This window comes from Amycolatopsis anabasis (genome assembly GCF_009765355.1).
In the GTDB taxonomy this organism is placed as follows: Bacteria; Actinomycetota; Actinomycetes; order Mycobacteriales; family Pseudonocardiaceae; genus Amycolatopsis; species Amycolatopsis anabasis.
The window spans coordinates 1-25,592 of sequence record NZ_VTHK01000076.1; the positions used below are offsets into that span (position 1 = coordinate 1).

Genomic DNA, 25,592 nt, shown 5'->3' on the forward strand with positions numbered 1-25,592 from the left:
CCCCCTCCTCACCATCCCACCCACCACCACACCCCACGAACCCCGACGTTGACCAGCAACACCACGCAACCGCGAGCACACACCCGAAAGCAGGCGGAAACCACCAACGTGTTCCCCGAGCACGCTCCGACCACCCGGAACCCGCACCCAACTATCCACTCAGGACACTCCGGCCGAGGTATCGAAACGGGCTCTCTGCAGCCACGGACCGCCCGCCGTGCTACGGATCCAGATCGTCCGCGGCGAGGTCGAGCCGCACCCGGTGCACTCGAGGACGCAACCGGTGGGTGAACGACTCGACCGACGCCTCCGCCTCCACTACCAGCTCGGGCAGCACCGGCTGAAACTCCGTGCGGCCGCGGCCGAACACGCCCGTCGACACGCGCACCGACGGATCGCCGGTGACGGTCGCGTGCTCGCCGATGTGGGCTCGCACGCCTGGCGCGAGCGGCAGCGAAAGCCCGATCTGGCGCAGCCGGCCGGACTCGTCGCGACGCGCCAGGACCACCTCGGTCGGCTGTTCCGGGTCGCCGGTCACCCCGACCACGATCGCGTCCACGACGCTCAACTGGCGGATCTTCACCCAGGCACCGGTGCGACCCGCGCGATTGCAGCACGCCGATGGGCATGAAGAGGGCCGTGCTGGGGTGGTGGCGCGGACCCAGTACTCGAATACGGCCACCGCTAATCCCATTACCGCGCTACACCTGGTCGGGTTGTCGCTCAGCGGTGGCTCAACTTCCGGAGCGTTCGGCGAAACTGCTGACAGGGACAGGAGTGTCCGACCAGTTACCCGGTGGCGACAAGGCAGACCGCGAGCCCGCAACGTCAACTCCTTCTCACATGATCCTCAGAGTTAACGCATCAAGCGCTCGCGGCCGCCCGTCCGGGCCGCTTGGCATGGTCGTGGTGCTTCGTCGACGAGCTGCTCGTCAGATAACGCACGTCACCGACACCAGCCGCTCGGCGACCAAAGATCGTTAATCCAGTCCAAGCCTGCATGCATTGTCGGCGTGATATCGAGTGACTCCATAGTCCACGAGACCCCCAACACAGAAGGCGTAACCGCCGATCGGAGTAGTGGCACTGTTACAGGCGTCAACCCTTTTCGCCGTGATTGTGTAACCGGCAAGCCTGAGGTAGTAGACGCAGTCCGCTGGGGTCTGTGGCGTTACCTGTTGAGGACCGCTCTGTCCGTCTGCCGCCACCGTCGCCATGATCGCTGACGAGAGGGCTCTGGAGTCGTCGCTCGTTGAGGCGTTGGCAGTGTTTGCGGTATCCAGAGTCAAACCGATACTCACCACCACAGGTGCAGCCAAGGCTATGAACCGTTTTCTTGTACGGATCTTCATCGAAACCCCTTTGCACGATATCCGGGCAACACCCGGAACACTTGCCTAGCGTGGAGATCGTCGCCGAAGCCCTTGGCTACCACCACAACACGACGATAAGGCTCGCTGCGAAAGCAGGCGCCATCTCGAGCCGATACGCCTCCGGCGATCACTCGCCGCAACAACCACGGGGTACTCGCGACAGTTGAATACGCGATCTCACCGGTCGGGGACCGTAGGGGGATGGCGGGTCGAACTCAGGCGGCATCCCGACCCCCGGCACCCCGTAACCGGCAGCCGCCGCCAGCGGCTGACCACCGGGCAAGATGTGGGGAGCGCTGGATGCGCGGAGACGTGCACGTCGGGTGCGGCGGGCGGGCCGAGGAAGCCCGCCGGGGGCAGTCGCGGCAGGGCGCCCGGTCCGAGCCGGCTGATCTACATGGTTCTTGCTGGTGGTCTGATCAGTACCAAAGTAGGGGGTGTGTGGTGCTTTGCGGGCTGTCAGGTCTGCCGCCGTCGCTGGTCTGATCCGGGCCATGTTCAACGATCACGAGCGGTGGTCCACCCGGGTGCTGCTGTCTTGCGGCATCGCCGGACCGGCGCTGTTTCTGCTGTTGTTCCATCTTGATGCGGTTACCCGTGCGGGTTACGACCTGTGGCGGCACGGGCCGAGCCTGATGATGACCGGTGACCGGGGTTGGTTCCAGGTCGCCAACTTCGTCGTCACCGGGGTGTTGATGCTTGCCTGCGCGGTCGGGTTACGGCGGGCGGTCCGGACCGGTCGTGGTTCGGTGTGGGGTCCACCGCTTGTGGCTGTCTACGGCGTCGGCATGATCTGCACCGGGTGGTTCCGGACCGATCCGGAGGAGGGGTACCCGCCGGGCACCCCGTGGGACCGGCTGCCCGGCGGGAATTACCTGTCGAGCTGGCAGCACGGCGCGCACACCCTGTCGGTGCTGGTGATGTTCACCGCGGCGACCGTGGCGTGTTTCGTGTTCGCCAGGCGGTTCGCGGCGGAGCCGGGTGGTCGGCCGTGGGCGGTCGGCCTGGTGGGCACCGGTGTGATGGCGCCGCTGATCCTCGGCTCGGGCATCGTCATCTCCGACGAGCCGGACCTCGCGTTGCTCGACGGGGTGTTCGGCCGGCTGATCATCCCGCTCGGTCTGGTTTGGGCGGCGCTGGTTCCGCTGCGTCTGGCGACCCGCACAGCGACTCGTACCGCGGGTACCGTTTCGTCGTGAGGCGTGAGCGGGTCGTCGACACCGGCGTGGTGCTGCTCGCCGCCCTGCTGAGCGTGACCAACGCGCTGGTCCAGATCCCCCTGTTCCGCGCACCGTTCGACGCCGCCGCGTTCGGCCTGCTGCTGGCCGGGGCGGCGGCGCTCTGGTGGCGGCGCAGGGCGCCGGTCGCGGTCGCCTGGTTCGTCGCGGTGCTCACCGCGACGCTGGTGCTGGCGGTGTGGGTCTGGCCCGGTGTCGAGCCGGAGGCCGTGCCGTGGGAGCGCCTGGATCCGGACGGCATCCTGCTCCCGGCGGCGGCGCCGTTCGCCGCGTACGCCGTGCCGGTCTACGCCCGCGGCGAACGGCACCGCGGCCTCGGCTGGTTGCCGCTGGCCGCCATCACCGCCGTCGCGGTCGCCGGCGCACCTCCGCAGGCCCACCTGGTCACGGTCGCCGGCCAAGTCGTCACACTGGTTGGCGCGCCGGCGGTGCTCGGGCTCTACGCCGCGGCCCGGGTCGAGCGACTCGAACGCGACCAGGAACTGCGGGCGGTGGAGGCCAGGCGGACCGAGCGGCTGCGGCTGGCCGCCGAGATCCACGACGTGGTCAGCCACCGGGTGAGCGTGATGGTGCTGCAGGCCGGCGCGCTGCAGCTGACCACCGGCGACGAGCCGACCCGGCAGGCTGCGGAGGAGCTACGGGCAACCGGCCGCCGGGCCCTTGAGGAGTTGCGTGATCTGGTTGGGCTGCTCAACACGGCTGGCTCGGCGGCGACCGGATCGCTGGCCCCACTACCGGACCTGTCCGAACTGCTGGCAGCGGCGGAGTCGATCGGGATCGCCGTCGATCTCCACGAGACAGGCGAGCCGCTCCCGCTGCCAGCCGTGGTCGGCCGGACCGCCTACCGCGCCGTCCAGGAAGCCTTGACCAACGTGGGCAAACACGCCCCCGGCGCGCGCGTGCGGCTCGAGGTGCACCACCTACCCACCGCGATACGCGTGCGGGTGCGCAACACCGCACCAGCACGGGCGGGTGACACCGCGCTGACCGCCGCAGGCGGCGGCACCGGACTGCTCGGCCTGCAGCGGCGAATCGAACTGGTCGACGGCACGCTGGTGGCCGAACCGTGCGCCGACGGCGGATTCCTGGTCGACGCGACCCTGCCCGCACTCGTCCCTACCGGGGACGATTCGTGATCCGCGTGCTGCTGGTCGACGACGATCCGCTGGTGTGCGCCCACCTGCGGACGATCCTCGCCACGGCCGACGACATCACCGTGGTTGACGAAGCCTACGACGGCGCGGCCGCACTGGACGCGGTCACCCGCCACCGGCCCGACGTGGTCCTCATGGATCTGCGAATGCCCGGCGTCGACGGCCTCACCGCGACCGGCCGCATCACCGCACTGTGCGAGCCACCCGTCGTGGTCGCCCTGACCACCTTCGACACCGACGACCACGTCCTGCGCGCCCTCGCGGCGGGCGCGGCCGGCTTCCTGCTCAAATCCACCCCGCCCGGCGACCTGATCGCGCTGGTCCGCGTGGCGGCCGATGGCCACAGCGTGCTGTCCCCGTCGGCCACCCGCCGGCTACTGGACACCGCCGTCGGCCGGGCCGCCGAACGGGACGAGCGACTCGACCTCATCGCCACGCTGACCGAGCGGGAACGGGAGGTGCTCGCCTGCCTCGGCCACGGCATGTCCAACGCCGACATCGCCCGCCACCTGCACCTGTCACCCACCACAGTCAAGGGACATGTGTCGCGGATCCTGGTGAAACTGGACTGTCCCAACAGGAACCACGCTGGCCTGCTCGCCCAACAGGCCCGACTCGGCCACAACCGGTCCGCGCCCTCGTCCTGACACCCCTCGCGGGAAACCACACGCGCGTCACGGCGTCAGAGGGGAACCGGCGAGGACGTCTACCTGCTGCTGCGCTTTGTCCACACTACCTACGCAAGCTGCGCGAAAGCCCGCAGATCGACGCGCCGCAGCTGATCTTCCTGCAGAACTACTGCGTCAACGGCCCGACGCCAGATCCACTGGTGCGTCCCCGACGAGAGTGGCCTACTAACCCAGCCGGTACGGCTCGACCAGCCAGGCTGTCAATTACCTGGCCTCGTCGCCGCAGCCCGCGCCGTCGTGCCGAACCGCACACCCTCGCCGGTCTCGCCGTCGCTACGCCAGGCCTCATCGACCCGAGCGGCTGATGGCGGTCTACCGGGCCGTGACCCGCGGCTACGTGGCGCTGACCGGACGCGGCAGGCTGGCCGGGCCCGCCCCAGCCGACCGCGATCTGCGACTGGTCGTGGCAGGCGTCCGACGCGAAACCGCCGACGTGATCAGCCTGTTTCTCACGGCGATCGGGGTGGTAGACCAGCCGTAGCCGGGGCCTTGGGTGAGCGCCGCCGCGGCCAGGACGCGCCCGCGCCACCGGGCGCCGGTGTGCTGATGTTTCCGCCCGCGCGGCAAGGGGCAACCTGGCCAGTGTTGAAGTCGTTGTGCCGTCCGGGAAAAAGGGGCCATGATGAGTGATCGCGGTCATGCCTGGGAAGATCTGCGGGAGCAGGCCGAGCACCTCGGGATCGAGAACACCGCGGCGCTGACCGTCGAGCAGCTGCGCAGCGCGATCGACGAACGTCACCGCGGCGCCGACCCGCAGCAAGCCCGCGCGCACGCCACCGGTCAGCAACCCTGACCGCCGCCAGCCCGGACTTTGGTCTCCGGGCTGGAAATCCGGCGAACGCGTGGAAACCGAAGTACCAGGGCGTCGGCGAGCGAGGTGCCCCCGTGGGCGGCGTCTCGCCGTGGCGGAGGCCATACGACCAGGTTTCCCGATCTTCGGGGTTTCGAACCACGTCCGGGGTGCGGTGGTTCCCTTCTGCTGGATCCGGAAAAGCGGGTGTAGGTCCGGCATAGCGGGGAACACCTTGCTCACTGGTATTTCCGGATTCGCACCACCCCGGTGCGGCCCGAAAGGAGCAATCGATGTCCACCGCACGGCAGCCGGGCCGGACGCCCCTCGCCACCATCAGCCGGAACCCGGCACAGCTGGTCGCCGCCGTTGTCGGAGTCGTCTTCCTGCTGGTCGGGATCCTCGGGTTCATCCCCGGGGTCACCACGAACTACGACACGATGACCTTCGCCGGGCACCACTCGCAGGCCATGCTGCTCGGCGTGTTCGCGGTGTCGATCCTGCACAACCTGGTCCACCTCGCCTTCGGCGTCGCCGGACTCGCCGCGGCCACCAGCGTCGCCGGTGCCCGCGGCTTCCTCGTCGGCGGCGGAATCATCTATCTGCTGCTGTGGATCTACGGCCTGGTCATCGACCACGACTCGAGCGCCAACTTCGTTCCGCTTAACACCGCCGACAACTGGCTCCACCTCCTGCTCGCCGTCGGCATGATCGCCCTGGGCCTCGCACTTGGCCGCGCCACGAGCCGGAACCCGGCCTCCTGAGCCGGAGGTGGCCATGCGGACACCTCGCCAGCTCGGTGAACGCATGGCCACCTCACTGCGGACGACCGCCGGGGAACACGTCCTCGTCGCGTTGCTGGGCATCCCGCACCTGCTGCGGCATCCGGTATGGCGCCGGGCGGCCCCGTACCAGGGCCGCGGGCTGGGCGTGCTCCTGGTGCCCGGCTTCGGCTGCAGCGACGACAGCCTCGCCCTCCCCCGCAGGTGGCTGCGGGCCCGCGGCTACCGCCCGGCCGGCGCTCGGCTCGGCATCAACCTCGGGTGCACCACCGAACTCGTCGGGCGCCTCGAGCGCGGGCTCGAGGCGTACGCCGAAACCACCGGCAAGCGAGTGGTCCTGTTAGGACAGAGCCGCGGCGGCTGGCTCGCCCGGCTCGCCGCCACCCGCCGCCCGGACCTGGTCCGCGGCTTGGTGATGCTCGGCTGCCCGGTGCTCGATCCGCACGGCACGGTTCATGGCCCGGCTCGCCGCCCTCGGACTGCCCGGCCTGCTCGACGACGACTGCTTCTCCGGCCCCTGTTACCGGAAGAACTCGTCCGCACTCGCCGCCCCCTTGCGCGCGGATGTTCCGGCCCTGGCGATCTACTCCCGTCTCGACCGCATCGCACCATGGCGCCTGTGCCTCGACTCCTGTGCCAGGTGCGTCGAAGTACCCGCCGCCACGCACACCGGAATGGCACTCGATCCCGGCTTCTACACCGTCCTGGAACCAACCCTCGCTACCTGGGCCACGACCGACCGAAGCACGGAGCGAGTACTGCGCCGACCATCATCGGGTGGCCCGGTGCGAAAGGACGACCGAAGGAGAATTCCACCATGATGCCAACGATCAGTCCCGCACCGAGAACGACACGAATCCGCGTTCCCGTTGGTCATCCCTGCGCTCCGGCGGACTCACCCCGACCAACATCGCGAAGGCCGCACGGATTTCCTCCTTGCTTGTCCCGGACGCCCCGCCGATTCCAGCCGTTGCGGGCCTGCGCCGGCGGCTCTTCCCTGCTGGCTTCGCCCGGACCAATCGGCTCCATGAGCTGTTCGACCTGCGCGTGTTCCTCTTGACTGTGCGCAACTTTGTCGGCTTCCCCGGCCGCATCCCCCGCCAGCGGGTACAACCGGGCTTCCTCGGCTTTGCTGTGCGCGATCAGCAACGCAACCAACACCCGAACCAGCAACAGGCAACCTCACGGGGGTCCGAGGTGACCAGGTCCACGACATCACCAGACACCGGATCCTCCTCACGTCCACTCGATGGTGTCCGCCGATTGCCCCTCGACTTCGCCGCGCTCACCAACCGCGTGACCGAAGACGAAGTATCCCGGAGCATGGTCATCGGTCCGGATCCCGCCAGGCCTCTCGACGCCATCGCGCGGTTCGCCGCCACCGGGTTCACCGAGGTCCATGTGCATCAGGCGGGCCCCGACCAGAAGGGGTTCCTCCGCTTCTACGCGAGCAGGTCCTTCCCCGGCTCCACCGATCGACTCGATGATCAGGGATCGGTTCAAAGTAATCCAGCCGCGTTTCGGCCTTTCACTCGCTGACGGCCTCGAGTTCGGCGAGCGCGCCCGCCGCGCCTTCCACTCCCGCTTCCGTCCGTGCCCTGAGTTCGTCGCGAAACCGGGCTCGTGCGGCTTCCAGGGTCGCCCAGTGTTCGCGGTCGAGGTTCTCTTCCAGGCCGGTCTCGACCACTGTGTCGTAGCCGCCGTCGGAGTTGGGCTCGATGGCATAGCGGTTGCCCTCGCCCCAGTTCCACATCCAGACCGCAATCGTCATGCCTCGTTCCTTTCCGCTGGCGTCAATGGTCACACGGCCAGATCCCGGTGTTCGTGCTGAACGCTCACCCAGTGATCGGTGGTGAACTCCTCGATGGCCCAGTCACCGCCGAACCGGCCGAGTCCGGAGCAACGCTCACCACCGAACGCGGTGTTGGGCTCGTCGTTGACCGTGGTGTCGTTCACGGGGGTCATCCCGGCGTCCACCCGCAGCGCGAAGCGCACTCCGCGCTCGAGGTCGCCGGTGAACACGGCACTCGACAGGCCGTATTCGGTGTCGTTGGCGAGCCGCAGCGCATCGTCCTCGCTCTCCGCGCGCACGACGGTCGCGACCCCGACCCGAAGACTCTTCCGCGGCGGTGGCCGTCGCGTCGCCGCCGACCAGTACGTGCGGGGACCAGCGGATCACCGACTTCGCCGCTGGCGCCGATCACCACGTTGAGCAGACCGGCGGGCAGGCCCGCTTCCTGGTAGATGTGGGCGAGCAACAGGCCGCCGGTGACCGGGGTGTCGCCCGCGGGTTTGAGCACCACGGCGTTGCCCACCGCGAGCGCGCGGGCAACCGCACGATTCGACAGCTGCAGCGGGAAGTTCCACGGGCTGATCACCGCGGCGACACCGACCGGCTGGCGGTACACGCGGTTCTCCTTACCGGCGATCAGCACCGGCGGGAGGATCCTGCCCGCCACCCGCGAGGGGTAGGACGCCGCCTCGAGCATGACCGCGCGGACGGCCGTCCATTCCCACTCCGCCCGGGCGCGCACGGCTCCTGCCTCGGCGATCAGCCAGCCGACGATCTCGTCCCGCCGCTGCTCCATGATCCGCGCCGCGCGGAGGAAAACCTCGGCGCGCACCGAAGCCGGTGCCGCGGCCCAGTCCCGCTGCGCCGCCCGGGCGCCCTGGTACGCGAGCTCCACGTCCTCGGCGCCGGCCAGTTCGATCTCGCTCAGGGTCTCCCGGTATCCGGGTTGATGTCGGTGGTGGTCGAACCGGAACGGCCCGCTCGCCAGTCGTCGGCGAGCGGCATCCGGTCGAATTCCCATCGACGGAAATCCGTCATCGACTTGTTCCATGATCACTGCCGTGCCGCATCGTTGCCCTCTTCCCTGTTCAGGTGACGCGGACCCGTCTGCGCCCCCGCTACGCCGGGAGGTCGATCAAGGCGAGCCCGCTCGGCTCGTCGTGGCGCCTGGTCAGTTCCCGAGGCGACTCGGTCACCATGACCTCCAAGGTCGGACGAACCCACGCACGCAGTAGATGCCCGCCCCGGGTTGTGGCATCCCGAAGCCCGACGACGACATGGGCGTGCAGCTGCCGTCGATCACCGGCTGACACGATGTTGCCGGTCATCGTCAGCACCTCGACCTGCTCATCGAGCGGATTGTTTCGGTATTCCCGCGCGTCCACGTCGTAGTAACCGAGCTCGACCCGTTCGAACGCACCGATGGCGGTGAACTCGGCCGTGCGTACCTGGCCGGCCTCGGCGAACCGGAGGAGTTGCTCCGAGACCTCGTCACCGGTGTCCAGCACCACCGCCCACCTGCGCGGTTCGTCTTGACCGATCTGCTGGCTGCGCATCGACTACCTCGCTTCCTCGCCCTTCCGCTCAGCACCGGTCAAGGACCTACCCGAACCGGCCGGTGGCAAACCCACCGCGAATCGGACGGTTGAACCGGGCCGACCGGTGGGTACCCGGAAACGGCAAGAAACACCCCATGGCGTACCGGCGGGCTCAGGGAGGTGCGGAGTTCGGATGACGATCATCAGTGGCGCGGATGTGCGCCGGCTGCTCGACTCCGACAAGCGGGACCCGAGTCTCGTGCTGTCCCAGGGACGCGTGACGGTGGTTTCCCTCGATGAGCTGCGCACCGGACGTTATTCCGATGCGCTGTTCATCATCTCGCGGAAGGCGCTGGACGACCGGCTGGGTCGGCGGGAGTTCTCCGAGCTCGACCTTGACGCCGTCGCCGGGAACCTGAACGCCGCGGTATCCAATCTCGGCGGGTGAGCACGAATGGACACGGAAATCACCCTGCACGTGGTCGGAGTCCGGTAACCGGTCGTCGTGGACACCCGGACGACGCTGCTGGATGCCCTGCGCGAACGGCTGGGTGTGACGGCGCCGAAGACGGGCGGGACGCGGCTACTGCACCCCGGGTCAGATCTGCTCGGCGGTCGGGATGCTGGACGAGGTGGACACGGGCTGGCCCAGCGCGGTCACCGAGGACCTCGCGGCTGACGATGTCCAACTCGACCGCGCCGAGATCCGCGAACGGATGAGCGGCGCCCTGTGCCGGTGCGGCGCGTATGCGGGCATTGTCGCCGCGATCGAAGCGGCCGCGCGATGAACCCGTTCGCCTACCGGCGAGCAGAGGACGCCGACGGGACGGTGGCCACCGTCAGCGGGAACCCGAACGCGGCTTACCTCGGAGCCGGCACCAACCTCGTCGACCACCTCAAACTTGAGGGGACCGCGCCGGAACTCCTCGTGGGCGTCAGCGGGCTGCCGTTGGATCGCATCGACCCGCTGCCCAGTGGCGGTCTGCGCATCGGGGCCACGGTAGGCGGGCGTGAGGTACAGCAGAGCGGCCGACATGACACCGGTGTCATATCCGAACAGACGCCCGTCCAGCGCGGCCACACCGGAGCTGCCCAGCATCACCAGCCCTTCACGGCGAGGCTTCACGGTCGTCATCGCCGCCCGGCTACCCGGGTTCGCCGCTGCTGAAGCGCAGGGTTTCCGACCGGTGGGCACGGGTAGTCCGTCGCGGTACCGGTTCGCCGCGGCGAGGAGGCTGTTCATGTCCGTCCGGGATGGGATCGGTGATCCGTGGGGGCGTCGCACGCCTTACGGAGCAGGAGGCTCCTGGCCGGAACGGGTCGACGCGCATCTCGGCGAGGGGGTGGCTCCCGACCAGGTGGATCGGTGGGTGCGGTCCGCGTCGGTCCTGCATTCCAACGGCGACGCGCTCGACATCGCCGTGCGGGACGGGCGGATGGTCGGGGTGCGCGGCCGGGGTGGCGATCGGGTCAACCGGGGCCGGCTCGACCCCAAGGACTTGTTCGGTTGGCAGGCGGTCGCGTCGCCGGATCGGTTGACCCGGCCGCTGGTGCGTGCGGGAGACCGCCTGGTGCCGACCGACTGGGACACCGCGATGGACCGGGTTGTCCGGCGCAGCAAGGAACTGCTCGACGGACAGGGGCCCAGCGCGATCGGTTTCTACACGAGTGGGCAGCTCTTCCTCGAGGAGTACTACACCCTCGCCGCGATCGTCCGTGGCGCCATCGGCACGAACCACCTGGACGGCAACACCCGGCTCTGCACGGCCACCGCGGCCGAGGCGTTGAAGCAGAGCTTCGGCTGCGACGGCCAGCCGGGGTCCTACGCCGACGTCGACCACGCCGATGTCATCGCGCTGTACGGGCACAACGTGGCGGAGACGCAGGTCGTGCTCTGGGCGCGCATCCTCGACCGGCTGGCCGGGCCGAACCCGCCGCGGGTGCTCTGCGTCGACCCGCGCGAGACCCCGGTGGCGCGCGCGGCGACGCTGCACCTGGCACCACTGCCCGGCACCAACGTCGCGCTGATGAACGCGCTCCTGCACGAACTCATCGCCAACGACCAGGTGGATCACGACTTCGTGCGCGAGCACACCGTCGGCTACGCCGAACTCGCCGAGCGCGTCCGGGACTACCCACCCGAACGCGCGGCGGAGATCTGCCAGGTGCCGACCGATCAGATCCGTGCCGCGGCGCGGATGCTTGGTACCGCGAACAGGTTGCTGTCGACCGTCCTGCAGGGTTTCTACCAGTCGCACCAGGCCACGGCGGCGGCGGTGCAGGTCAACAACGTGCATCTGATTCGCGGCATGCTCGGCGAACCGGGCGCCGGAATCCTGCAGATGAACGGACAGCCGACGGCGCAGAACACCCGCGAATGCGGCGCCAACGGCGACCTGACCGGCTTTCGCAACTGGGCCAACGACGAGCACGTCGCCGAACTCGCCCGCATCTGGAACCTCGATCCGGTCCAGATCCCCCACTTCGCCCCGCCCACCCATCTCATGCAGATGATGCGGTACGCGGAGGAAGGCACGCTGCGCATGCTGTGGGTCAGCTGCACCAATCCGGCGGTGTCCCTGCCCGAGCTGCGGCGGATCCGGTCGCTGCTAGCCCAGCGGGGTCTTTCCCTCGTCGTGCAGGACATCTTCCGCACCGAGACCACCGAACTGGCCGATGTCGTCCTGCCCGCGGCGACCTGGGGCGAGAAGACCGGAACCTTCACCAACGCCGATCGCACCGTGCATCTGTCGGAGAAGGCGGTCGATCCGCCCGGGGACGCCAAACCCGATCTCGAGATCTTCCTCGACTACGCGCGCCGGATGGAGTTTCGCGACCGCGACGGCCAACCCTTCCCGTCCTGGCGGGATCCGGAGTCGGCCTTCGAAGCCTGGAAACGCGCGAGCGCGGGCCGCCCGTGCGACTACACCGGCCTCAGCTACGACAAACTCCGTGGCGACAGCGGAATCCAGTGGCCCTGCGACGAGGACCATCCCGGCGGCACCGAACGACTCTACGCGGACCGCCGGTTCTTCAGCGCCCCCGGCTACTGCGAAAGCTACGGCAAGGACCTGGTCACCGGCGCCCCGCTGGAACCGACGGAGTACCGGGCGATGAACCCGGACGGCAAGGCGATCATCAAGGCCGCCGAATACCTGCCGCCCCACGAGAATCCCGGTGCGGACTTCCCGTTCCACCTCATCACCGGCCGCACCCTGTTCCACTTCCACACCCGCACCAAGACCGGCCGGGCGCCGCAGCTGCGGGACGCGGCCCCGCAGATGTGGGTGGAGATCTCCTCCGCGGACGCCGCGGCACGGCACATCCGGGAGGGCGACCTGATCGCGGTCACCTCGCCCCGCGGCACCGTCCGCGCCCGGGCACGGCTGAGCGCGATCCGCGACGGCGTGCTCTTCCTGCCGTTCCACTACGGCTACTGGGACACCGAAGACCAGGACACCGATCGCGCGGCGAACGAACTGACCATCACCGACTGGGACCCGGTGTCCAAGCAGCCCCTGTTCAAAACGGCCGCGGCCCGGGTGGACCGGATCGCCGCGGGAGACGGCACGCCGGCACCGGCCCCGACCAACACCGGCGCCACCCCCTCCGGCGACGACATTCCACCCACCCGGGGCGGCAGCGCCGCCGAAGTAGCGGAAAACCCCGCGACCGGGGGAGGTACCACATGAAACTCGGACTGGCCATCCGCGAACTGCACAATTCGGAAAACTCCCTCGCCCGCGCCCTCCGCGCGGCGGCCGACAGGCACCAGGCGAACCACGAGATCCACCACGTGGGCCGCGATCTCGCCCGCTGGTCCACCGAACATGTCGAGCGGCTCGCCCGCACCGGCCACCGCTACGGGCTCGATCTCAACGCCGACGCGGCCCAGGACCTCGGGTTGCTCACGACCGCGCGCCGGAAACTCGGCGAGCTGGCCGGCCGCCGCCCCGAATCGGGCCTGCTCCTGCTCGCCGACCTCCGCCGGCTGCACCGCAAAGCCGCCGGGGTGTCACTCGACTGGGAACTGCTCGCCCAGGGCGCGCAGGCGGTCAAGGACGCCGAACTCCTCGCACTCGCCCAGGACTGCCACCCGCAAACCCTGCGGCAACTGCGCTGGACCAACGCCATGCTCAAAACCCTCTCCCCGCAGATCCTGGCCAGCTGACGCCCGAGCCGGACAACACGGAAGGGCCGGAATGGGGATGTCCCGCACCGGGTAACCAGCGGGAACGAGACCGCCGAAGGGAGAACGAAACCATGCCCCAGCCCGGTAGCCACGGCTATGACATCCGGCGCACGCGGTTGCGCAGCGAATACGACGACCACGGAGTGCCCGACCAGCACGCCGACCGCGCCGCCAACGAAGAGCTGCAACGCGACCACCCGCCACGGCCGCTCGGCGATCCCGACCGCGCGGCCGGACCACTCGGAACGGGAGGCACCAGCCGCGGTGATCCCGCCCTCGACGACCCGACGGACTCCACCGCATTCGCACTGCGCAGCTCGGCGTTCAACGACCACACCCTGATCCCCGACCGGTACTCCTACGGCGGCGGCAACTTCTCCCCACCCCTGGAATGGTCCCCAGCCCCGGACGGCACCGAAGAACTCGTCCTGCTCTGCTCGGATCCGGACGCCCCGGGCGGGACCTTCGTGCACTGGATCGTCGCGCGGATCTCCCCCGACCGCACCGAAGTGGCCGAAGGCGCACTCCCCGCCGGGGCCGTGGTGGGCCGCAACGACTTCGGCGAACTCGGGTGGGGCGGCCCGCAGCCGCCGGTCGGCGACGCACCACACCGCTACTTCTTCCGCCTCTACGCGGCCGACCAGCCGCTGGGTTTCCACGAGGGCGCAGGCGCCGACGACCTGCGGGCCGCGCTCGACGACCACGTCATCGCCCAGGCCACCCTGGTCGGCCGCTTCGGGCGGTAACGCGGGTTACCCGATTTCCAGGAGGGAGGTTCCGGATGCCCCCGGACGAGCGCGGCGAGTTGCCCCGCGCCGACTACGACCACTTGCCGATTCCCGCATTGCGCGACCGCATCCGCTCGCTGACCGCCGACGAGGTGCGGCAATTGCTGGACTACGAAGGCGCGCACGCCAACCGCGCCCCCGCGCTAACCGTGCTGCGGGCCAGACTCAACCAACTCGACGAGGGCGCCACCCCCTCCCCCGGTGATCAGGACATCCGCCCGGAACAGCCGGCGCCGCGGCGAAGCGGATCCCCGGTGACTCCAGCCACGGCCGCCGAGCCGATGCACCCGCCACCGCACGGCGTCGCGGGCCAACCCGGCAAACCCAAAGGCGACCGGCCGACCTAGCCGTCGCTGCTTTGGCGGGGAAGGTGGTAGTTCCGGCCCGTGTGGCCCCATTCCCCGAACGGCGGGGTCAGCCCGGCGTCGATCGCGCGGATCGCGGGCCGTCCGATATGGGCGAAGACCAGCCGCGCGACACCGTGCTCCCGGGCATGCCGGGCGGTGGCCAGAACCTCGGCGTGCCCGCCGACGCCTCCGGCGAAGCGAATGGGCCGGTCCCATCCGGCGGCGTCGGCGAACATCAGGTCCGCACCGGCCGCCCAGGCCGGGAACTCCCAGAACTCCGGCGCCCACACCACGCGACGGCCGCCAGCCTCGATCAGGTAACCGTAGGCCGGGTGCGAAGTATGCGCGACCGCCCGAGGCTCGGCGCGCAATACCTCGGATCCGCGCACGAACACCCGGGACTCCACCGCCGGCCGGACGCCGTGTGCGTCGGCGAGTTTCCGGATGCCGCGGATGAGTTCCGACCGGGCGTCGGTCACCAGCCAGACGTGGACGTGCCGGTCGGGTTCGGCTCCGGGGCCGCCGTCGAACATGACACGCCATCCCCGCCAGGCCACCAGCAGCGCGGCGGGCGGGCACCGAGGCGAGTTCATCGCCCCGGTGCCGAGCAGCGTCAACCGCATACCCGCCTTCACACGTCGATCGTGGCGGCGCACCACCAGGCCTCACGGTGGCGGTGCAACGCAGATCGTGCAGGACGACCGCTTTCGGAATCGCGCCGACGAACTCCACCCCGTTCTTGTGCAAGACCGACATGCGGGCTTCCAGACCACCGGCCGTACCGGACCTCGATCTCGACGGGGACCACGTCCTCAGCGTCGAGTAGGAAGACGATATCGCCGAGCAACACGAACAGCACGTCCTCGCCGGTGTCGGCGTCCAGGCCCGCGACCATCGTTCGCTCCGCCGCCACCGCGATAACAACCGCGAAACTCTCCACCAGTGCTGTCGCCGCCTCGGCCAGGCACGCCTCGCGTTCCGGCGCCCAGGCCTCGATCCGGGCGTCGGCCGGATGCGGGACGCTGCGGTGCCCACGCCGGGCGCTCATCCCTTGACCACTCCCAACGGAACCAGGCGCGCCATCCGGCGGCACAGCCCCGCGCCTTCGGCGGCGGCCACCGCACCGCCACCCCCGCCCGCTCCAGCTCGCGCCGCAATTCCCCCGCGTCGACCGATCGCGACATCCAATGTCGGCTGTGCCGACGCCCGGCGCCGTGGCATGTCGAGGAGAACGCACCGCCGCGGAATCAGCCGTTACCGCGGTGGATCTCGCCGGTCAGCAGGTCCAGCACACCGGCGTTCAACTGGGCCAGCAGATATTCGGCGACACCCGGGGACACCTGGTCCAGTCCGGCGAACACGGCCCGAATGAGGGAACGGGCCTGATCCGGTGTGGCGCCGACACGCCTGGCCACCTCGGCCACCAAGTCGGCGGCATCGCACAAGCCAGATCCCTCAAAGTCCACAATAGACATAAACGGACTGCCGGTCGGTCGTTCCTGGTGCTCTCTGGGCAAGCACCGGAGCAGCGAGTCGAGCACCTCGGTGATCGCGATCCGCGCCTCTACCCGACGTACCACCTCGTCCGCCGCGGACAGCGCGGGGACCGAATCAACGACGGCCTTGCCCACCCGCTCCGGGCACACCGGCGAATCCGGTCTGCGGGCGGCGGGACGGGATCGGTTCAGCCGAGCAAGCGACTCCCGGTGTCCGCGGACGCGGCGAGACCTGAGCAACAAGGAAGGCACCACGACTTTTCCTCTCTGGGCGACCGCGTCCAGATTGTGGACGCGTCATATCCCGCACACTCCGCGTACCCCGACGGACATCGCCTTACTCCCGATAACCGATTCAGCGGCTCGTCAGAGCCGGTGGGCGAGGTTCGGACGACCACCTGGATGGCTCGCGGTGGCGGCCGCGGCGGCCACCGCGACCCGTGCGGCACCACGCAGGTGTTCACCGCTGAGCAGGGCGGCGGTCAAGGCGGCGACCAGAGCGTCGCCGGAACCGGTGGTGTCGACGACTTCGGTATCCAGCAAAGGAAGGAACTCATAGCCCGCACGGCTGACGAAGACATTCCCCTGCCCCGCCACTTCCAGCACAACCAACTCGGGGCCGCGCGCCAGCAGATCGACGCCCGCGGTCACCGACTCCCGAACACCGCGAATCCGGCCACCCGCCCACTGCTCGGCTTCCCGCGCATCGGCACGCACGATATCCGCACACGCCAGCAGTTCACCGTGCCATCCCTTGCCCGGCGCCCCGTCGAGCACCACCTGAGTACCGGCGGCACGCGCCAACCGCGCGGCCTCCACCGCCGCCGCACTCGGCTGCTGCAACTGCACGATCACCGAATCCGCCGCAGTAATCGGCGACGACGCCGCGAACACATCCCGCTCGGTGACCAGCATCTCGCCGGGCACATGCTCCAGGTAACGCCAGCGGCCGCTCGCGTCCACGACATCCACGATCAGGGCCGTCTCAGCACCCCGCCGCCGCACCACATGCGTCACGTCGACCTCATCCGCCACAGCCTGGTCGCACAGCCACTCACCAGTCCGATCCTCGCCGACGACACCCACCAAGGCCGGGGAGACACCGAGCTGTGCCAGCCCCACCGCCTGGTTGGCCCCCTTGCCGCCCAGCACCTCGCGCCGTGACCGCACCGGCGCCGACTCCCCCGCACCCGGCGCATCCGCCACGGTGAGCACCAAATCCCGGGCCACCTGACCGACGACCACCACATCCGCTGACACGACGAAGCAGTACCCCAGCCGCGTGTCCGGTAATCCCGCGCTCCTATCGAGTTCCGCCCCGGTAGCCTCCGCCACCGACCTCGCCGACCGCGTTGTCGATCCGACCAGAACGTGCTCGGCAAGGACCTCACGCGCGATCAGCGGATCGAGCAAGTCGAGGTGGACGAGCTGTAACCACACCGTTCCTCCCCCAAGCGAGCACTTCGATCGGCGGAACACGTTCCAGTGCTGAAACACTGTGCCGCATGCACGGTGACGGGGAGACACCAGGCAGCGAGGTCACGCTGCTGAAGGCGGCCACCGCGCTCATCGCGTCGGCAGAGCCGGAGGACGTGGCGGGCGTGCTGACCGCGGTCCGGGACGGGCTGATCGCCGCGCGCCGGTGCGGACTCGTCGTCGCCACCGATCGGCGATGGCGCTCGCGCCAGCGCAACGCCGAAGCCGTCGAGTACACGTTGGCCGAACAACTCGTGCGCGCTCCGGCCCTGTTCAGACACGAGATCGTGCTGGCCGACCCGCCCGATGTCACCGAACGGCTGAGCGGGCGGGCCGCGGACACCGCGGTGCACACGATCAGCGCGTTCAGCCGGGCCGCCGAGCAGGCGTTACGCGCGGCCGCCGAGCATGCCCCGGCGTGGGGCGACCGGTCGGTATGCCGGCACTGCACCGCGCTGGCGCGCGAATTTCGCGAAGCCTGGAACGGCGAACACCCCACCTACAGCCACCAACCGCCCCAGGAACAGAAATAGCGAAAACCGCCTCACCCAACCTCAAGCGCTAACCAGCAAGCTCGCGCGCACTCATGCCGAACTGCGGGTTCACCGCGACACTCCCCGGAAAGCACTGGCCGCGGCTGAGGAGATGATCCAGCGACTTCGCCGAGAGCACACCCAAGGTAGCCGGAGGTGAGAACTCCCGGAGGTGAGCGATGACTGATTGTGCCGAGGTATGTCGCCTCCGCGGACGGCACGTCTAGAGCGGCTGCTTCAGGCCGAGTAGGTTTCCCTCGCTGTCGCGTACGTAGACGACGTGTCCCTGGTCGGGAATGGTGCTCTTCTCGTTCTCGACGCTGCCGCCCGCTCCTCGCACCCGCTCGATCACGGCGTCGATGTCGTCGACCTCCAACCAGATAATCGTTGGCTGTGCCTGGAACGCGCGTTTCATGATGGCGCCGTTGATGCCCGAACCCTCGCCGGTGTCGGCCAGCAGGTAACCCTCGACAAACGGCGAGCCTCGGACCGCCAGCCGAGGACCTTGGCGTAGAAGTCCGCCGCCCGGTCGACGTCGTCCGCGGTGATCTCGAAATGGGTCGCTTGCCCCACGGTTGCTCCTTTCATCGCTGTTGATCAGCAGCATGACGCGGTGACGCACGCGGGTCTTGTACAAATCTTTCAGTCGGCGGCGGACGACGAGTGCATGAGCCGGGCGATGCCGTTGTTGATCTTCGCGAACGAGGTCGCGCTGACGCCGGTGAACCGTTTGAAGGCGCGGGCCGCGTGTGCCTGGTCGTAGTAGCCGTGCAGGCTGGCCAACAGGGCACGCGAGTCCCAGCCCGCCTGCTCGAGCAGCCCGCCGGCGAAATGGTAGTAGCGCGTGATCTCGCAGAACTGCTTCGGCCCCACACCCAGGTACTGCCTGCATAGTCGGTACAGGGCACTGTAGGAGACGCCCAGTCCCGCCGACAGGTCCGCCACCGTCATCACGCCACGCGCCTCATCGATGGCCACGACCGCCGAGCGCAGCAACAGCAACGCACCGCGCTCGATCGGACTGATCCTCTTCTCCAGGAATCCGACGAGAACGTCCACACGCGGCTGTCCGAAGCCCTGCGCGCCCAGTCGGCGGACGAGATCGTCGACAACATGCACTCCCAGCCATTCCCGGACCGGCAGGAACTCGTCGACAAGCCGTGCTCGCGTCATCAGCGCGGCCAGCCCCCAAGGAGTCAGCTGAGCGCCGACGTAACTGGATGCCCCGGATTGCTCCAGCACGTACGGCCGGGTACTGATGCCGAACACCACGCCGTCGTTCGGATGACTGGTGCCGGTGAGTGGATCATGGCGCACACCGGGCGTGCCCAGATTCAGCACCACCGCCGGGCGACCATTGGGAATAAGGATCTCCCGCCTCGGTTCCACGTCACATGGCGCCTCGACCATCCAGAAGTGTTCGACATACGCTCGCAGTTCCGCCGGCGGCGCGAAACGTCGGTAAACCATCTCATCGCGCACCGCCAGATTCTAAACGGCTCGGCCAAAGACCCGCAGCACAACGAACTCCTGCCACGAAACACCCCACTCCGCGAAGTGACCACCCCACTGATCAGTTCCGCAGCCGGCGAACACAGCCGAGCCGCCACCATGACCACCATCGCGTCCGCTCATTCGCACCGAGCCTGCCAACATCGGCGATCAAGACTCGGCTGAGCGGAAGGTTACCGACACGTTCGACCTTTGCGGTCGCTTTCTTGTAGAACCACCTGACGCACCCACCCCTTTCACCGCCCACGCCTGGATCCAAATCGACAACCAACCCATCGGCGAACCCTTCCCCACAGGCCACTACCACCCCCTCCCCACCACCCAAACCCACTGACCCCAGCGCTAACCAGCAACACCACGCGACCGCGAGCACACAACCGAAAAGCACGCGGAAACACCAGGGTGTCCACCGATCGCGCTCCGACCACCCCGAAAACCCGTCCACCGCTTATCCACTCAGGACACTCCGGCCGAGGTATCGAAACGGGCTCTGAGCTCGGTGGGGCGGCCCGCCACGAAGGTTGCTGAACGGTGGGATTCGGACCCCGGGTGCTCCACCCGAGGTCGGCACCGTGCCGTCACTATGCCTGCCCAGCGCTGCGCCACGAACGGGCGACATGCGGCGGCCTGGGTCACGGGGCGCCGGTCGGTGAACCGGATCGGCTCAGGGCGAAGTGTCTCGGCTGGGGCGGCGACCTGGGCCGGGATGGTGAACGGGAGATTGGCGGCTTGGATGACGCCGCTGCCCGGAAGGGGACGTCGTTCTCTGTCCTGGAGAGGAGGAACGGGTCGCCGGAGCCGAACCGGTGGTGGGTGTCTGCGGACTGGAAATCCATGATCACACTGCGGGGAAGGCCGATGGACAGTACCGGCAACGATTCCACGGTGTTGTCGATCTCGGCACCGGTGTGCGCAATGTTCTCAAAGATCAACGTGCCGGTTGCCATCCGGACGTCGCGGAATGAGAAACAGCCCTCGTGGCCGGTGATCCGGACGGGGGCGCCATAGGCGGCACCCAGATGTTCGCCTGCCTGGTCACGGTCGCGGGTCTCGAGCAGCAAGTACGGGGGCGGTGCGGCGGTCATCGCCAGGACTCCTTGCCACGACAAGAGGACTGGCGACGTGGGGTACGGCCGCCGCCACCAATACGGCGAGCAATCTCCTCCTGTCGGCGCGGACATGGTGGCCCCAGAGCGCACGGCCACACGGTTGGAGCAGAAGACAAGCGCGGATCACTCCGATGGGGCTGGCAAACCCCGCCGTCGGCTCGTCGGCATGTGGGCGTGTTCAAGCGAATGGTGCGCCTCGCGGCAGATGAGTGCGTGGCGGAGGGTTATTGCTCAGGTCATCACCCATCCGCCGTTGACCTCGATGGTTTGTCCGGTGATGAAGGTGGAGTCTGGGTCGGCGCCGTTCAGGTCGGCGACGGGGTGTGCACCGTGGTTGGTTCGCGCTGGGCCGCGCGATGTTGGCGGCCGTGGGCGCTGTCACGGGGGTCGTTCTTGGCGTCCTCGGCCAGTGGCTGAGCTGGGGAGTTCAGCTCTGATTCGGAGGCCGCCGCCGGTCAGGGGCTCGGCGGACAGCGAGCCGCGATGGGAGTCGATGATCGCTGCGACGATGGCGAGGCCGAGGCCGAATCCGGGCGTGGCGGCGGGGCTGTGTGGTTGCCGGCGGAAGGGCTCGAACAGCAACGGGGTCGCGCCCGGGGAGATCCGGGGGCCGCTGTTGGAGACCTCGAGGACGGCGGCGCCGGGTGTGCCGAAGGTGCGCACCCGTGCCCAGCCGCCCGGGTGGTTGTGCCGGATCGCGTTCTCGGCCAGGTTGGCTGCCAGCCGCTCCAGGAGGTCGGGATCTCCGGAGGTCCACGCCGGCCCCAGGTCGGAGGCCACGCGGACCTCGGGGGAATCCGGGAGCGACCCGAGGGCGGCGCGGGTGGCCTCGGCCAGGTCGACCGGGACCGGCTCGGCGATGGTGTGCCGCGCGGTCGAGAGGGTGAGCAGGCTATCGATCAACCGTTCCTGCTGCCGGGTCGACGCCTGGACCCGCAGCGCCATCCGGCGCAGGGACTCGATGGTCGGAGCGGGATCCGCCAGCGCCACCTCGACCGCTGAGCGCTGGACCGTCAGCGGGGTGCGTAACTCGTGGGAGGCGTTCGCGGCGAAGCGGCGCTGGGCGTGGAAGCCGGCTTGCAGTCGGGCCAGCATGGCGTTGACCGTTTCGGTGAGGTCGGCGAACTCGTCGTCCCGCCGGTGCCGGGCAACACGCTCGTGGAGGTTGTCCGCCGACATCCGGTGCACCGCGTCTGCGATGCCTCGCAGTGGGCGGAGCACGCGCCCGGCCATCAGCCAGCCGAGCACCCCGGCGACGACGGTGGTCGCGGCGAGCGCGATTCCGGACTGGACGACGAGTTCGTGCAGGGCCACCGCGCGCTGGCGTTCGGCCTCCGCGTCAAGGGTTCCGACGAACGCCGAGTCCAGGTCGAGCCGGATGACGCCGTCCTCGCCGCGGTACTCGTGCGAGCCCGGACCGAGGATCGACCGGCCCGGCAGCGCGCGGGCGACGAGCAGGTAGGTGACCACGAGCAGCACGATCCCGGCGACCAGGAACAGCGCGCCGTACAGGGCGGTCAGCCGCAGGCGGGCGGTCGGCCTCGGCAGGAGCCCGCGCAGGGCCGGTTTCATGGTTGGCGGTCCACAATGCGGTAGCCGGCGCCGGTCACGGTCTCGATCAGCGGTGGGGTACCGAGTTTGCGCCGCAGCCGCGCCATCGTGACCCGCACCGTGTTGGTGAACGGGTCGGCGTTGGCGTCCCACGCCCGTTCCAGCAGGTCTTCGCTGCTGACGAGCACACCGCCGGCCGACAGCAGGATCTCCAGCACCGCGAACTCCTTGGTGGTGAGGGAAAGGAGGCGGCCGTCGCGTTCCGCGTAGCGTCGCGCCGGGTCGAGGACCAGATCGCGGTGCCGCAGCACCGGCGGGACCGCCGGGGCCGCGCGGCGGGCGAGCGCGCGGATCCGCGCGACGAGTTCGGCGAAGGCGAACGGTTTCGCCAGGTAGTCGTCCGCGCCGAGGGCGAGACCTCCCACCCGGTCCTCGATCCGCCCGGCCGCGGTCAGCATGAGGACCCTGGTCCGGGCTCCCGCGGCGGCCAGCCGGCGGCAGACCTCGTCGCCGTGCACGACCGGGAGGCCGCGGTCGAGCACGAGAACGTCGTAGCCGGTGACCGACAGCGCCTCCAGTGCCGCGTCTCCGTCGGGCACGACGTCGACCGCCATACCCTCGCGCCGGAGCCCCTCGATGAGGATTTCGGCGAGTTCCGTGTGGTCCTCGGCGATCAGCACGCGCATGAGTTCCAAGCATGTCGCCAGTCCCGTTACGCGGGCATAACAGGCGATGAAGCGTGCGTGTTCGCCATCTCCGGCTACCCATGTCACCGACACGAAACTCTGAGCGAGCGAGGTGGCATCGACGATGACGAGGATTTCCCGGCGTGGTTTCGGGATGGGCGCGGCAGGCCTGCTCGGCGCGGTGGCGGTCGGACCGAACGCCTCGGCCGAGGAACAGCAGCGTGAACCCCGGGAGCTGGCAGCGCTCCTGCCGAAGGCAGCGGACAAGCACGGTGTCCCCGGGATCACCGCGGCCGTGATCAGGGGCGACGCGGTCGCCGAGCAGGCCGCGTACGGCACCACCGCAACCGAGAACGGGCGAACGGTCGCCCTCGACGACAGCTTCCACTGGGGCTCGGTGTCCAAGCGGTTCACCGCGACGCTGGTCGCCCACCTGGTCCAGCACAGCGAACTGTCGTACCGCACAACGCTGCGCGATGCGCTGCCCGGGGTGCGGATGCGCCAGGCATACGAGCAAGCGACCATCCGGGACGTCCTGCTGCACCGGGCGGGGTTGATCTGCCTCCCGCCACTGGAGCTCACGGATCCAGCGACCGCGCACAAGCTGTGGTACGACATCCCCAGCCGCCACAGCCGACCGACCGACCAGCGTGCGGCGTTGACACGACACGCGCTCTCCCTGCCACCGAACTACCTGCCGCCCGCGACCGAGAGCATCTACTCCAACGTCGGCTACTCCATCCTCGGGCACATCGCCGAGGTCGTCACCCGCACACCGTACGAGGAACTGCTGACCGAACGGGTGCTCCACCCGCTTGGCATGACCGGCACGCGCGTCGGCGGCTGGCCCACCTCCGGTGACGCCGGGCAACCGAGGGGCCACAACCGCCCCGACCAACCCGGCACACCAGCCCGCGCCGTCCCGCTCGACGCCCCCGAACTACCGAAGTGGCTCGCCGCCGCGGGCGGTCTACACGGCCCGATCAGCGACCTCGCCGCCTTCGCCATCGACCAGATCCAAGGCGCCCACGGCAAGGGCCGGCTCCTCCACACCGAGGGCTACCGAAACCTGCACACTCCGCAGGCTCAGGGCGATCTCGCCCTGATGTACCCGTGGATGAACCACAACGGAACCATCTCCATCGGATACGGCAGCGCGTTCACGGAAACATCTCAGGGCCGCATGACCGCCTTCGCCGGATCGACAGGCACGTTCACGGCCGACTGCAAACTCCTCCCCCATGCGCGGCTCGGGTTCGTCGCCCTCGCCAACGGCGGCTGGACCGAGGTCGGCGCGGCCACACACGAAGTGTTCGAGCACACAACCGGCGTAACAGTCGCCTAGACCAACACGACCGTACGTCCACGCCGCAGCGGTGCACCGAACTGGCCTACCCTGGCCCACCGTTGCAGCGGCACCACTGCCCCCGATAGCCCCGTTGCCGACGTTCACCCGGCCTTTCCGGCACAGGCTCCTCCACCTCTCGTCCAGGCTCACCCGCCTCCGCAGACGCTCGGGCGGGCTCGGGCCGACGTGCCGCAACGGCGCGGCGCCGCTGGTCTTCCAACTCGGCCACCCGCGCCCGCAGCAGGGCCACCTCACCCTCGGGCTCCGGTCGGGTCCGGGTCGGTTTCGGGAGCGGGCGGCTCGGCCAGCTCACCCACGAACCGGTGCTCATCGGGGTGCTGCTCACCACCGGCCGACCGGTCACCGGGATCGAGGTGCTCGCCGGGGCCGTCGGGGTGTGCGGTCATCGGCCATGGCGTGCCTCCCTCTCGCTCGCTGGTGAACTCGGCGTCGATTACGTCATCACCACCGTGGCTGCCGCCGTACGGGCTCCCCTCTGTGGTACACCGCCGGCCCTGCGGTCGAGGCCGTAGTACGGCTGCTGCAGCGCTAACGATCTTCCTCCAACTCGGTCGGACCGAAGTCCACCTCCGCCCGGTCGTGGTCGTCCAGCACCACAGCCCGCCCGCCGCAGCGGCCCGTCCTCGGGCAACGACAGCACGGCGGCGATCTCCCGCAGCCGCTCCGTCGCCAGCGCCGCCCGCCGCATCACCCGCTCCACGGCCAGGGCCCTGCCCGCCTCGGTCAGCTGCAACCACCGTCATGTGCCGTGCCGGGCTCCGCCCGCGCCAGACGCAGGTAGCGGCACTCTGCGAAACGCCGCGCGATCTTGCAGATCGTTGGACCGCGCAGCCCAGTCTCCTTGATCGCGACACCGAACGACTCGAAATCGGGCGCATGCATAACTGAGGTAGTAGTTCACCTGCCGCTGGGGAAGGTGTTCCTGGCCAGGGTGTTGGCCGATCCGGGCTCGGCCGGCTCGCGAGCAGCGGGCCTGGATCGGGTCCAGGGACACCTCGGCCGCCGCCGGAGCGTCGATCACCGCCACCGTTTTCGGTAGGTCCGGTCGCGGTTCGGGAAAACCCCCGCGGGAGGGAAAGCGGCCGATCGGAACCCGTCTCCGGTGGGAGGCGCCCGGGCGTGCGGGGCGGGCACACTCGGGAGTCGATCGACAGCGGTCGTGACACCGCCGCGACCG

31 protein-coding genes and 1 pseudogene are annotated in these 25,592 nt (G+C 69.2%); 16 read left to right on the top strand and 16 right to left on the bottom strand.

Annotated elements, in window-relative coordinates; genetic code table 11:
• Positions 1-220 precede the first annotated feature (220 nt).
• Together FXO23_RS45595 and FXO23_RS45600 are read right to left on the bottom strand one after the other, a co-directional pair.
• Positions 221-583, bottom strand: a complete 363-nt coding sequence (locus FXO23_RS45595) for a hypothetical protein (RefSeq protein ID WP_158894402.1) — start codon at positions 581-583, stop codon at positions 221-223.
• Between the two features lie 397 nt (positions 584-980).
• Positions 981-1,352 carry a hypothetical protein gene (locus tag FXO23_RS45600; protein WP_158894405.1) on the bottom strand — a complete coding sequence of 124 codons (372 nt, stop codon included), beginning with the start codon at positions 1,350-1,352 and terminating at the stop codon, positions 981-983.
• Between the two features lie 515 nt (positions 1,353-1,867).
• Here FXO23_RS45600 and FXO23_RS45605 point away from each other — a divergent pair.
• From FXO23_RS45605 to FXO23_RS45635, 7 genes are all read left to right on the top strand, one after another.
• On the top strand, positions 1,868-2,572 hold the full coding sequence (locus tag FXO23_RS45605; RefSeq protein ID WP_158894408.1) for a DUF998 domain-containing protein: 705 nt from the start codon (positions 1,868-1,870) through the stop codon (positions 2,570-2,572).
• Complete coding sequence (locus tag FXO23_RS45610) at positions 2,569-3,747, top strand: sensor histidine kinase (RefSeq protein ID WP_158894410.1); 1,179 nt, start codon at positions 2,569-2,571, stop codon at positions 3,745-3,747. The genes FXO23_RS45605 and FXO23_RS45610 overlap by 4 nt, the downstream gene beginning before the upstream one ends.
• Positions 3,744-4,412: a response regulator transcription factor gene (locus FXO23_RS45615; protein WP_158894413.1), complete on the top strand. Its 669-nt coding sequence runs from the start codon at positions 3,744-3,746 to the stop codon at positions 4,410-4,412. The genes FXO23_RS45610 and FXO23_RS45615 overlap by 4 nt, the downstream gene beginning before the upstream one ends.
• Before the next feature lie 346 nt (positions 4,413-4,758).
• Positions 4,759-4,935 (top strand): hypothetical protein, encoded by a 177-nt coding sequence (locus FXO23_RS45620; protein ID WP_158894416.1) that lies wholly within the window; start codon positions 4,759-4,761, stop codon positions 4,933-4,935.
• 141 nt (positions 4,936-5,076) lie between these two features.
• Positions 5,077-5,247 (top strand): hypothetical protein, encoded by a 171-nt coding sequence (locus FXO23_RS45625; RefSeq protein ID WP_158894419.1) that lies wholly within the window; start codon positions 5,077-5,079, stop codon positions 5,245-5,247.
• 290 nt (positions 5,248-5,537) lie between these two features.
• On the top strand, positions 5,538-6,008 hold the full coding sequence (locus tag FXO23_RS45630) for a DUF4383 domain-containing protein (protein WP_158894422.1): 471 nt from the start codon (positions 5,538-5,540) through the stop codon (positions 6,006-6,008).
• A 795-nt stretch (positions 6,009-6,803) separates the two neighbouring features.
• Complete coding sequence (locus FXO23_RS45635) at positions 6,804-7,565, top strand: LLM class oxidoreductase (protein WP_158894424.1); 762 nt, start codon at positions 6,804-6,806, stop codon at positions 7,563-7,565.
• Here FXO23_RS45635 and FXO23_RS45640 read toward each other — a convergent pair.
• The 4 genes from FXO23_RS45640 to FXO23_RS45650 form a co-directional block, all read right to left on the bottom strand.
• Positions 7,555-7,797 carry a hypothetical protein gene (locus tag FXO23_RS45640; protein WP_158894427.1) on the bottom strand — a complete coding sequence of 81 codons (243 nt, stop codon included), beginning with the start codon at positions 7,795-7,797 and terminating at the stop codon, positions 7,555-7,557. The two genes, FXO23_RS45635 and FXO23_RS45640, sit on opposite strands and share 11 nt — an antisense overlap.
• A gap of 29 nt (positions 7,798-7,826) precedes the next feature.
• On the bottom strand, positions 7,827-8,090 hold the full coding sequence (locus FXO23_RS52025; protein ID WP_246258470.1) for an aldehyde dehydrogenase family protein: 264 nt from the start codon (positions 8,088-8,090) through the stop codon (positions 7,827-7,829).
• The gene (locus FXO23_RS45645) at positions 7,988-8,839 is read right to left on the bottom strand and encodes an aldehyde dehydrogenase family protein (protein WP_246258460.1); all 852 of its coding nucleotides are present in this window, start codon (positions 8,837-8,839) and stop codon (positions 7,988-7,990) included. Before FXO23_RS45645 ends, FXO23_RS52025 begins: the two co-directional genes overlap by 103 nt.
• A 97-nt stretch (positions 8,840-8,936) precedes the next feature.
• Positions 8,937-9,374, bottom strand: a complete 438-nt coding sequence (locus FXO23_RS45650; protein ID WP_158894430.1) for a PPC domain-containing DNA-binding protein — start codon at positions 9,372-9,374, stop codon at positions 8,937-8,939.
• 175 nt (positions 9,375-9,549) lie between these two features.
• Between FXO23_RS45650 and FXO23_RS45655 the strand changes: the two genes are divergently transcribed.
• From FXO23_RS45655 to FXO23_RS45685, 7 genes and pseudogenes are all read left to right on the top strand, one after another.
• Entirely contained in the window at positions 9,550-9,804 is a 255-nt protein-coding gene (locus FXO23_RS45655; RefSeq protein WP_158894433.1) for a hypothetical protein, read from the top strand.
• Between the two features lie 57 nt (positions 9,805-9,861).
• Positions 9,862-10,144 (top strand): annotated as a pseudogene (locus tag FXO23_RS45660) (2Fe-2S iron-sulfur cluster-binding protein).
• Entirely contained in the window at positions 10,141-10,524 is a 384-nt protein-coding gene (locus FXO23_RS45665) for an FAD binding domain-containing protein (protein ID WP_158894435.1), read from the top strand. Before FXO23_RS45660 ends, FXO23_RS45665 begins: the two are co-directional and overlap by 4 nt.
• A gap of 73 nt (positions 10,525-10,597) precedes the next feature.
• A complete protein-coding gene (locus tag FXO23_RS45670; RefSeq protein WP_158894437.1) occupies positions 10,598-13,048 on the top strand; it encodes a molybdopterin oxidoreductase family protein in 2,451 nt (816 codons plus the stop codon).
• Positions 13,045-13,527 carry a hypothetical protein gene (locus tag FXO23_RS45675; protein ID WP_158894440.1) on the top strand — a complete coding sequence of 161 codons (483 nt, stop codon included), beginning with the start codon at positions 13,045-13,047 and terminating at the stop codon, positions 13,525-13,527. The genes FXO23_RS45670 and FXO23_RS45675 overlap by 4 nt, the downstream gene beginning before the upstream one ends.
• A 203-nt stretch (positions 13,528-13,730) precedes the next feature.
• Positions 13,731-14,294: a YbhB/YbcL family Raf kinase inhibitor-like protein gene (locus FXO23_RS45680; protein ID WP_246258472.1), complete on the top strand. Its 564-nt coding sequence runs from the start codon at positions 13,731-13,733 to the stop codon at positions 14,292-14,294.
• A 35-nt stretch (positions 14,295-14,329) separates the two neighbouring features.
• Positions 14,330-14,683 carry a DUF8129 domain-containing protein gene (locus FXO23_RS45685; protein WP_158894445.1) on the top strand — a complete coding sequence of 118 codons (354 nt, stop codon included), beginning with the start codon at positions 14,330-14,332 and terminating at the stop codon, positions 14,681-14,683.
• Here FXO23_RS45685 and FXO23_RS45690 read toward each other — a convergent pair.
• The 4 genes from FXO23_RS45690 to FXO23_RS45710 form a co-directional block, all read right to left on the bottom strand.
• Positions 14,680-15,306 (bottom strand): MBL fold metallo-hydrolase, encoded by a 627-nt coding sequence (locus tag FXO23_RS45690; protein ID WP_158894448.1) that lies wholly within the window; start codon positions 15,304-15,306, stop codon positions 14,680-14,682. The genes FXO23_RS45685 and FXO23_RS45690 overlap by 4 nt on opposite strands.
• A gap of 8 nt (positions 15,307-15,314) precedes the next feature.
• Positions 15,315-15,731: an archease gene (locus tag FXO23_RS45695; protein WP_158894450.1), complete on the bottom strand. Its 417-nt coding sequence runs from the start codon at positions 15,729-15,731 to the stop codon at positions 15,315-15,317.
• A gap of 199 nt (positions 15,732-15,930) precedes the next feature.
• The gene (locus tag FXO23_RS45705; RefSeq protein ID WP_158894453.1) at positions 15,931-16,314 is read right to left on the bottom strand and encodes a DUF2267 domain-containing protein; all 384 of its coding nucleotides are present in this window, start codon (positions 16,312-16,314) and stop codon (positions 15,931-15,933) included.
• Between the two features lie 231 nt (positions 16,315-16,545).
• Positions 16,546-17,619, bottom strand: a complete 1,074-nt coding sequence (locus FXO23_RS45710; protein WP_246258461.1) for a PfkB family carbohydrate kinase — start codon at positions 17,617-17,619, stop codon at positions 16,546-16,548.
• 65 nt (positions 17,620-17,684) lie between these two features.
• Here FXO23_RS45710 and FXO23_RS45715 point away from each other — a divergent pair, with 65 nt between their 5' ends.
• Complete coding sequence (locus tag FXO23_RS45715; protein ID WP_158894456.1) at positions 17,685-18,188, top strand: hypothetical protein; 504 nt, start codon at positions 17,685-17,687, stop codon at positions 18,186-18,188.
• A gap of 223 nt (positions 18,189-18,411) precedes the next feature.
• Here FXO23_RS45715 and FXO23_RS52030 read toward each other — a convergent pair whose 3' ends face one another.
• From FXO23_RS52030 to FXO23_RS45750, 5 genes are all read right to left on the bottom strand, one after another.
• Positions 18,412-18,810 carry a VOC family protein gene (locus FXO23_RS52030; protein ID WP_246258462.1) on the bottom strand — a complete coding sequence of 133 codons (399 nt, stop codon included), beginning with the start codon at positions 18,808-18,810 and terminating at the stop codon, positions 18,412-18,414.
• Positions 18,811-18,830: 20 nt separating this feature from the next.
• Entirely contained in the window at positions 18,831-19,670 is an 840-nt protein-coding gene (locus FXO23_RS45730; RefSeq protein ID WP_158894465.1) for a DUF6597 domain-containing transcriptional factor, read from the bottom strand.
• Positions 19,671-20,332: 662 nt separating this feature from the next.
• Positions 20,333-20,785 carry a hypothetical protein gene (locus FXO23_RS45740; protein ID WP_158894468.1) on the bottom strand — a complete coding sequence of 151 codons (453 nt, stop codon included), beginning with the start codon at positions 20,783-20,785 and terminating at the stop codon, positions 20,333-20,335.
• Between the two features lie 402 nt (positions 20,786-21,187).
• Positions 21,188-22,381, bottom strand: a complete 1,194-nt coding sequence (locus FXO23_RS45745) for a sensor histidine kinase (RefSeq protein ID WP_158894471.1) — start codon at positions 22,379-22,381, stop codon at positions 21,188-21,190.
• Entirely contained in the window at positions 22,378-23,046 is a 669-nt protein-coding gene (locus FXO23_RS45750; protein WP_158894474.1) for a response regulator transcription factor, read from the bottom strand. Before FXO23_RS45750 ends, FXO23_RS45745 begins: the two co-directional genes overlap by 4 nt.
• 124 nt (positions 23,047-23,170) lie before the next feature.
• On the opposite strand from FXO23_RS45750, the gene FXO23_RS45755 reads away from it, so the two are divergent.
• Entirely contained in the window at positions 23,171-24,391 is a 1,221-nt protein-coding gene (locus FXO23_RS45755) for a serine hydrolase domain-containing protein (protein ID WP_158894477.1), read from the top strand.
• 254 nt (positions 24,392-24,645) lie between these two features.
• On the opposite strand, the gene FXO23_RS45760 is transcribed toward FXO23_RS45755, so the two are convergent.
• Positions 24,646-24,801, bottom strand: a complete 156-nt coding sequence (locus tag FXO23_RS45760; protein WP_158894480.1) for a hypothetical protein — start codon at positions 24,799-24,801, stop codon at positions 24,646-24,648.
• Positions 24,802-25,592: the final 791 nt, after the last annotated feature.

What these genes read in the sequence shown, in the direction of transcription:
- FXO23_RS45650 (WP_158894430.1), bottom strand. Translation starts at nt 9,374, where the DNA reads ATGCGCAGCCAGCAGATCGGTCAAGACGAACCGCGCAGGTGGGCGGTG.
- FXO23_RS45690 (WP_158894448.1), bottom strand. Translation starts at nt 15,306, where the DNA reads ATGCGGTTGACGCTGCTCGGCACCGGGGCGATGAACTCGCCTCGGTGC.
- FXO23_RS45755 (WP_158894477.1), top strand. Translation starts at nt 23,171, where the DNA reads ATGACGAGGATTTCCCGGCGTGGTTTCGGGATGGGCGCGGCAGGCCTG.
- FXO23_RS45620 (WP_158894416.1), top strand. Translation starts at nt 4,759, where the DNA reads ATGGCGGTCTACCGGGCCGTGACCCGCGGCTACGTGGCGCTGACCGGA.
- FXO23_RS45605 (WP_158894408.1), top strand. Translation starts at nt 1,868, where the DNA reads ATGTTCAACGATCACGAGCGGTGGTCCACCCGGGTGCTGCTGTCTTGC.
- FXO23_RS45665 (WP_158894435.1), top strand. Translation starts at nt 10,141, where the DNA reads ATGAACCCGTTCGCCTACCGGCGAGCAGAGGACGCCGACGGGACGGTG.
- FXO23_RS45715 (WP_158894456.1), top strand. Translation starts at nt 17,685, where the DNA reads ATGCACGGTGACGGGGAGACACCAGGCAGCGAGGTCACGCTGCTGAAG.
- FXO23_RS45695 (WP_158894450.1), bottom strand. Translation starts at nt 15,731, where the DNA reads ATGAGCGCCCGGCGTGGGCACCGCAGCGTCCCGCATCCGGCCGACGCC.
- FXO23_RS45740 (WP_158894468.1), bottom strand. Translation starts at nt 20,785, where the DNA reads ATGACCGCCGCACCGCCCCCGTACTTGCTGCTCGAGACCCGCGACCGT.
- FXO23_RS45600 (WP_158894405.1), bottom strand. Translation starts at nt 1,352, where the DNA reads ATGAAGATCCGTACAAGAAAACGGTTCATAGCCTTGGCTGCACCTGTG.
- FXO23_RS45625 (WP_158894419.1), top strand. Translation starts at nt 5,077, where the DNA reads ATGAGTGATCGCGGTCATGCCTGGGAAGATCTGCGGGAGCAGGCCGAG.
- FXO23_RS45750 (WP_158894474.1), bottom strand. Translation starts at nt 23,046, where the DNA reads ATGCGCGTGCTGATCGCCGAGGACCACACGGAACTCGCCGAAATCCTC.
- FXO23_RS45675 (WP_158894440.1), top strand. Translation starts at nt 13,045, where the DNA reads ATGAAACTCGGACTGGCCATCCGCGAACTGCACAATTCGGAAAACTCC.
- FXO23_RS45760 (WP_158894480.1), bottom strand. Translation starts at nt 24,801, where the DNA reads ATGACCGCACACCCCGACGGCCCCGGCGAGCACCTCGATCCCGGTGAC.
- FXO23_RS45745 (WP_158894471.1), bottom strand. Translation starts at nt 22,381, where the DNA reads ATGAAACCGGCCCTGCGCGGGCTCCTGCCGAGGCCGACCGCCCGCCTG.
- FXO23_RS45655 (WP_158894433.1), top strand. Translation starts at nt 9,550, where the DNA reads ATGACGATCATCAGTGGCGCGGATGTGCGCCGGCTGCTCGACTCCGAC.
- FXO23_RS45645 (WP_246258460.1), bottom strand. Translation starts at nt 8,839, where the DNA reads ATGGGAATTCGACCGGATGCCGCTCGCCGACGACTGGCGAGCGGGCCG.
- FXO23_RS45670 (WP_158894437.1), top strand. Translation starts at nt 10,598, where the DNA reads ATGTCCGTCCGGGATGGGATCGGTGATCCGTGGGGGCGTCGCACGCCT.
- FXO23_RS45630 (WP_158894422.1), top strand. Translation starts at nt 5,538, where the DNA reads ATGTCCACCGCACGGCAGCCGGGCCGGACGCCCCTCGCCACCATCAGC.
- FXO23_RS45685 (WP_158894445.1), top strand. Translation starts at nt 14,330, where the DNA reads ATGCCCCCGGACGAGCGCGGCGAGTTGCCCCGCGCCGACTACGACCAC.
- FXO23_RS45640 (WP_158894427.1), bottom strand. Translation starts at nt 7,797, where the DNA reads ATGACGATTGCGGTCTGGATGTGGAACTGGGGCGAGGGCAACCGCTAT.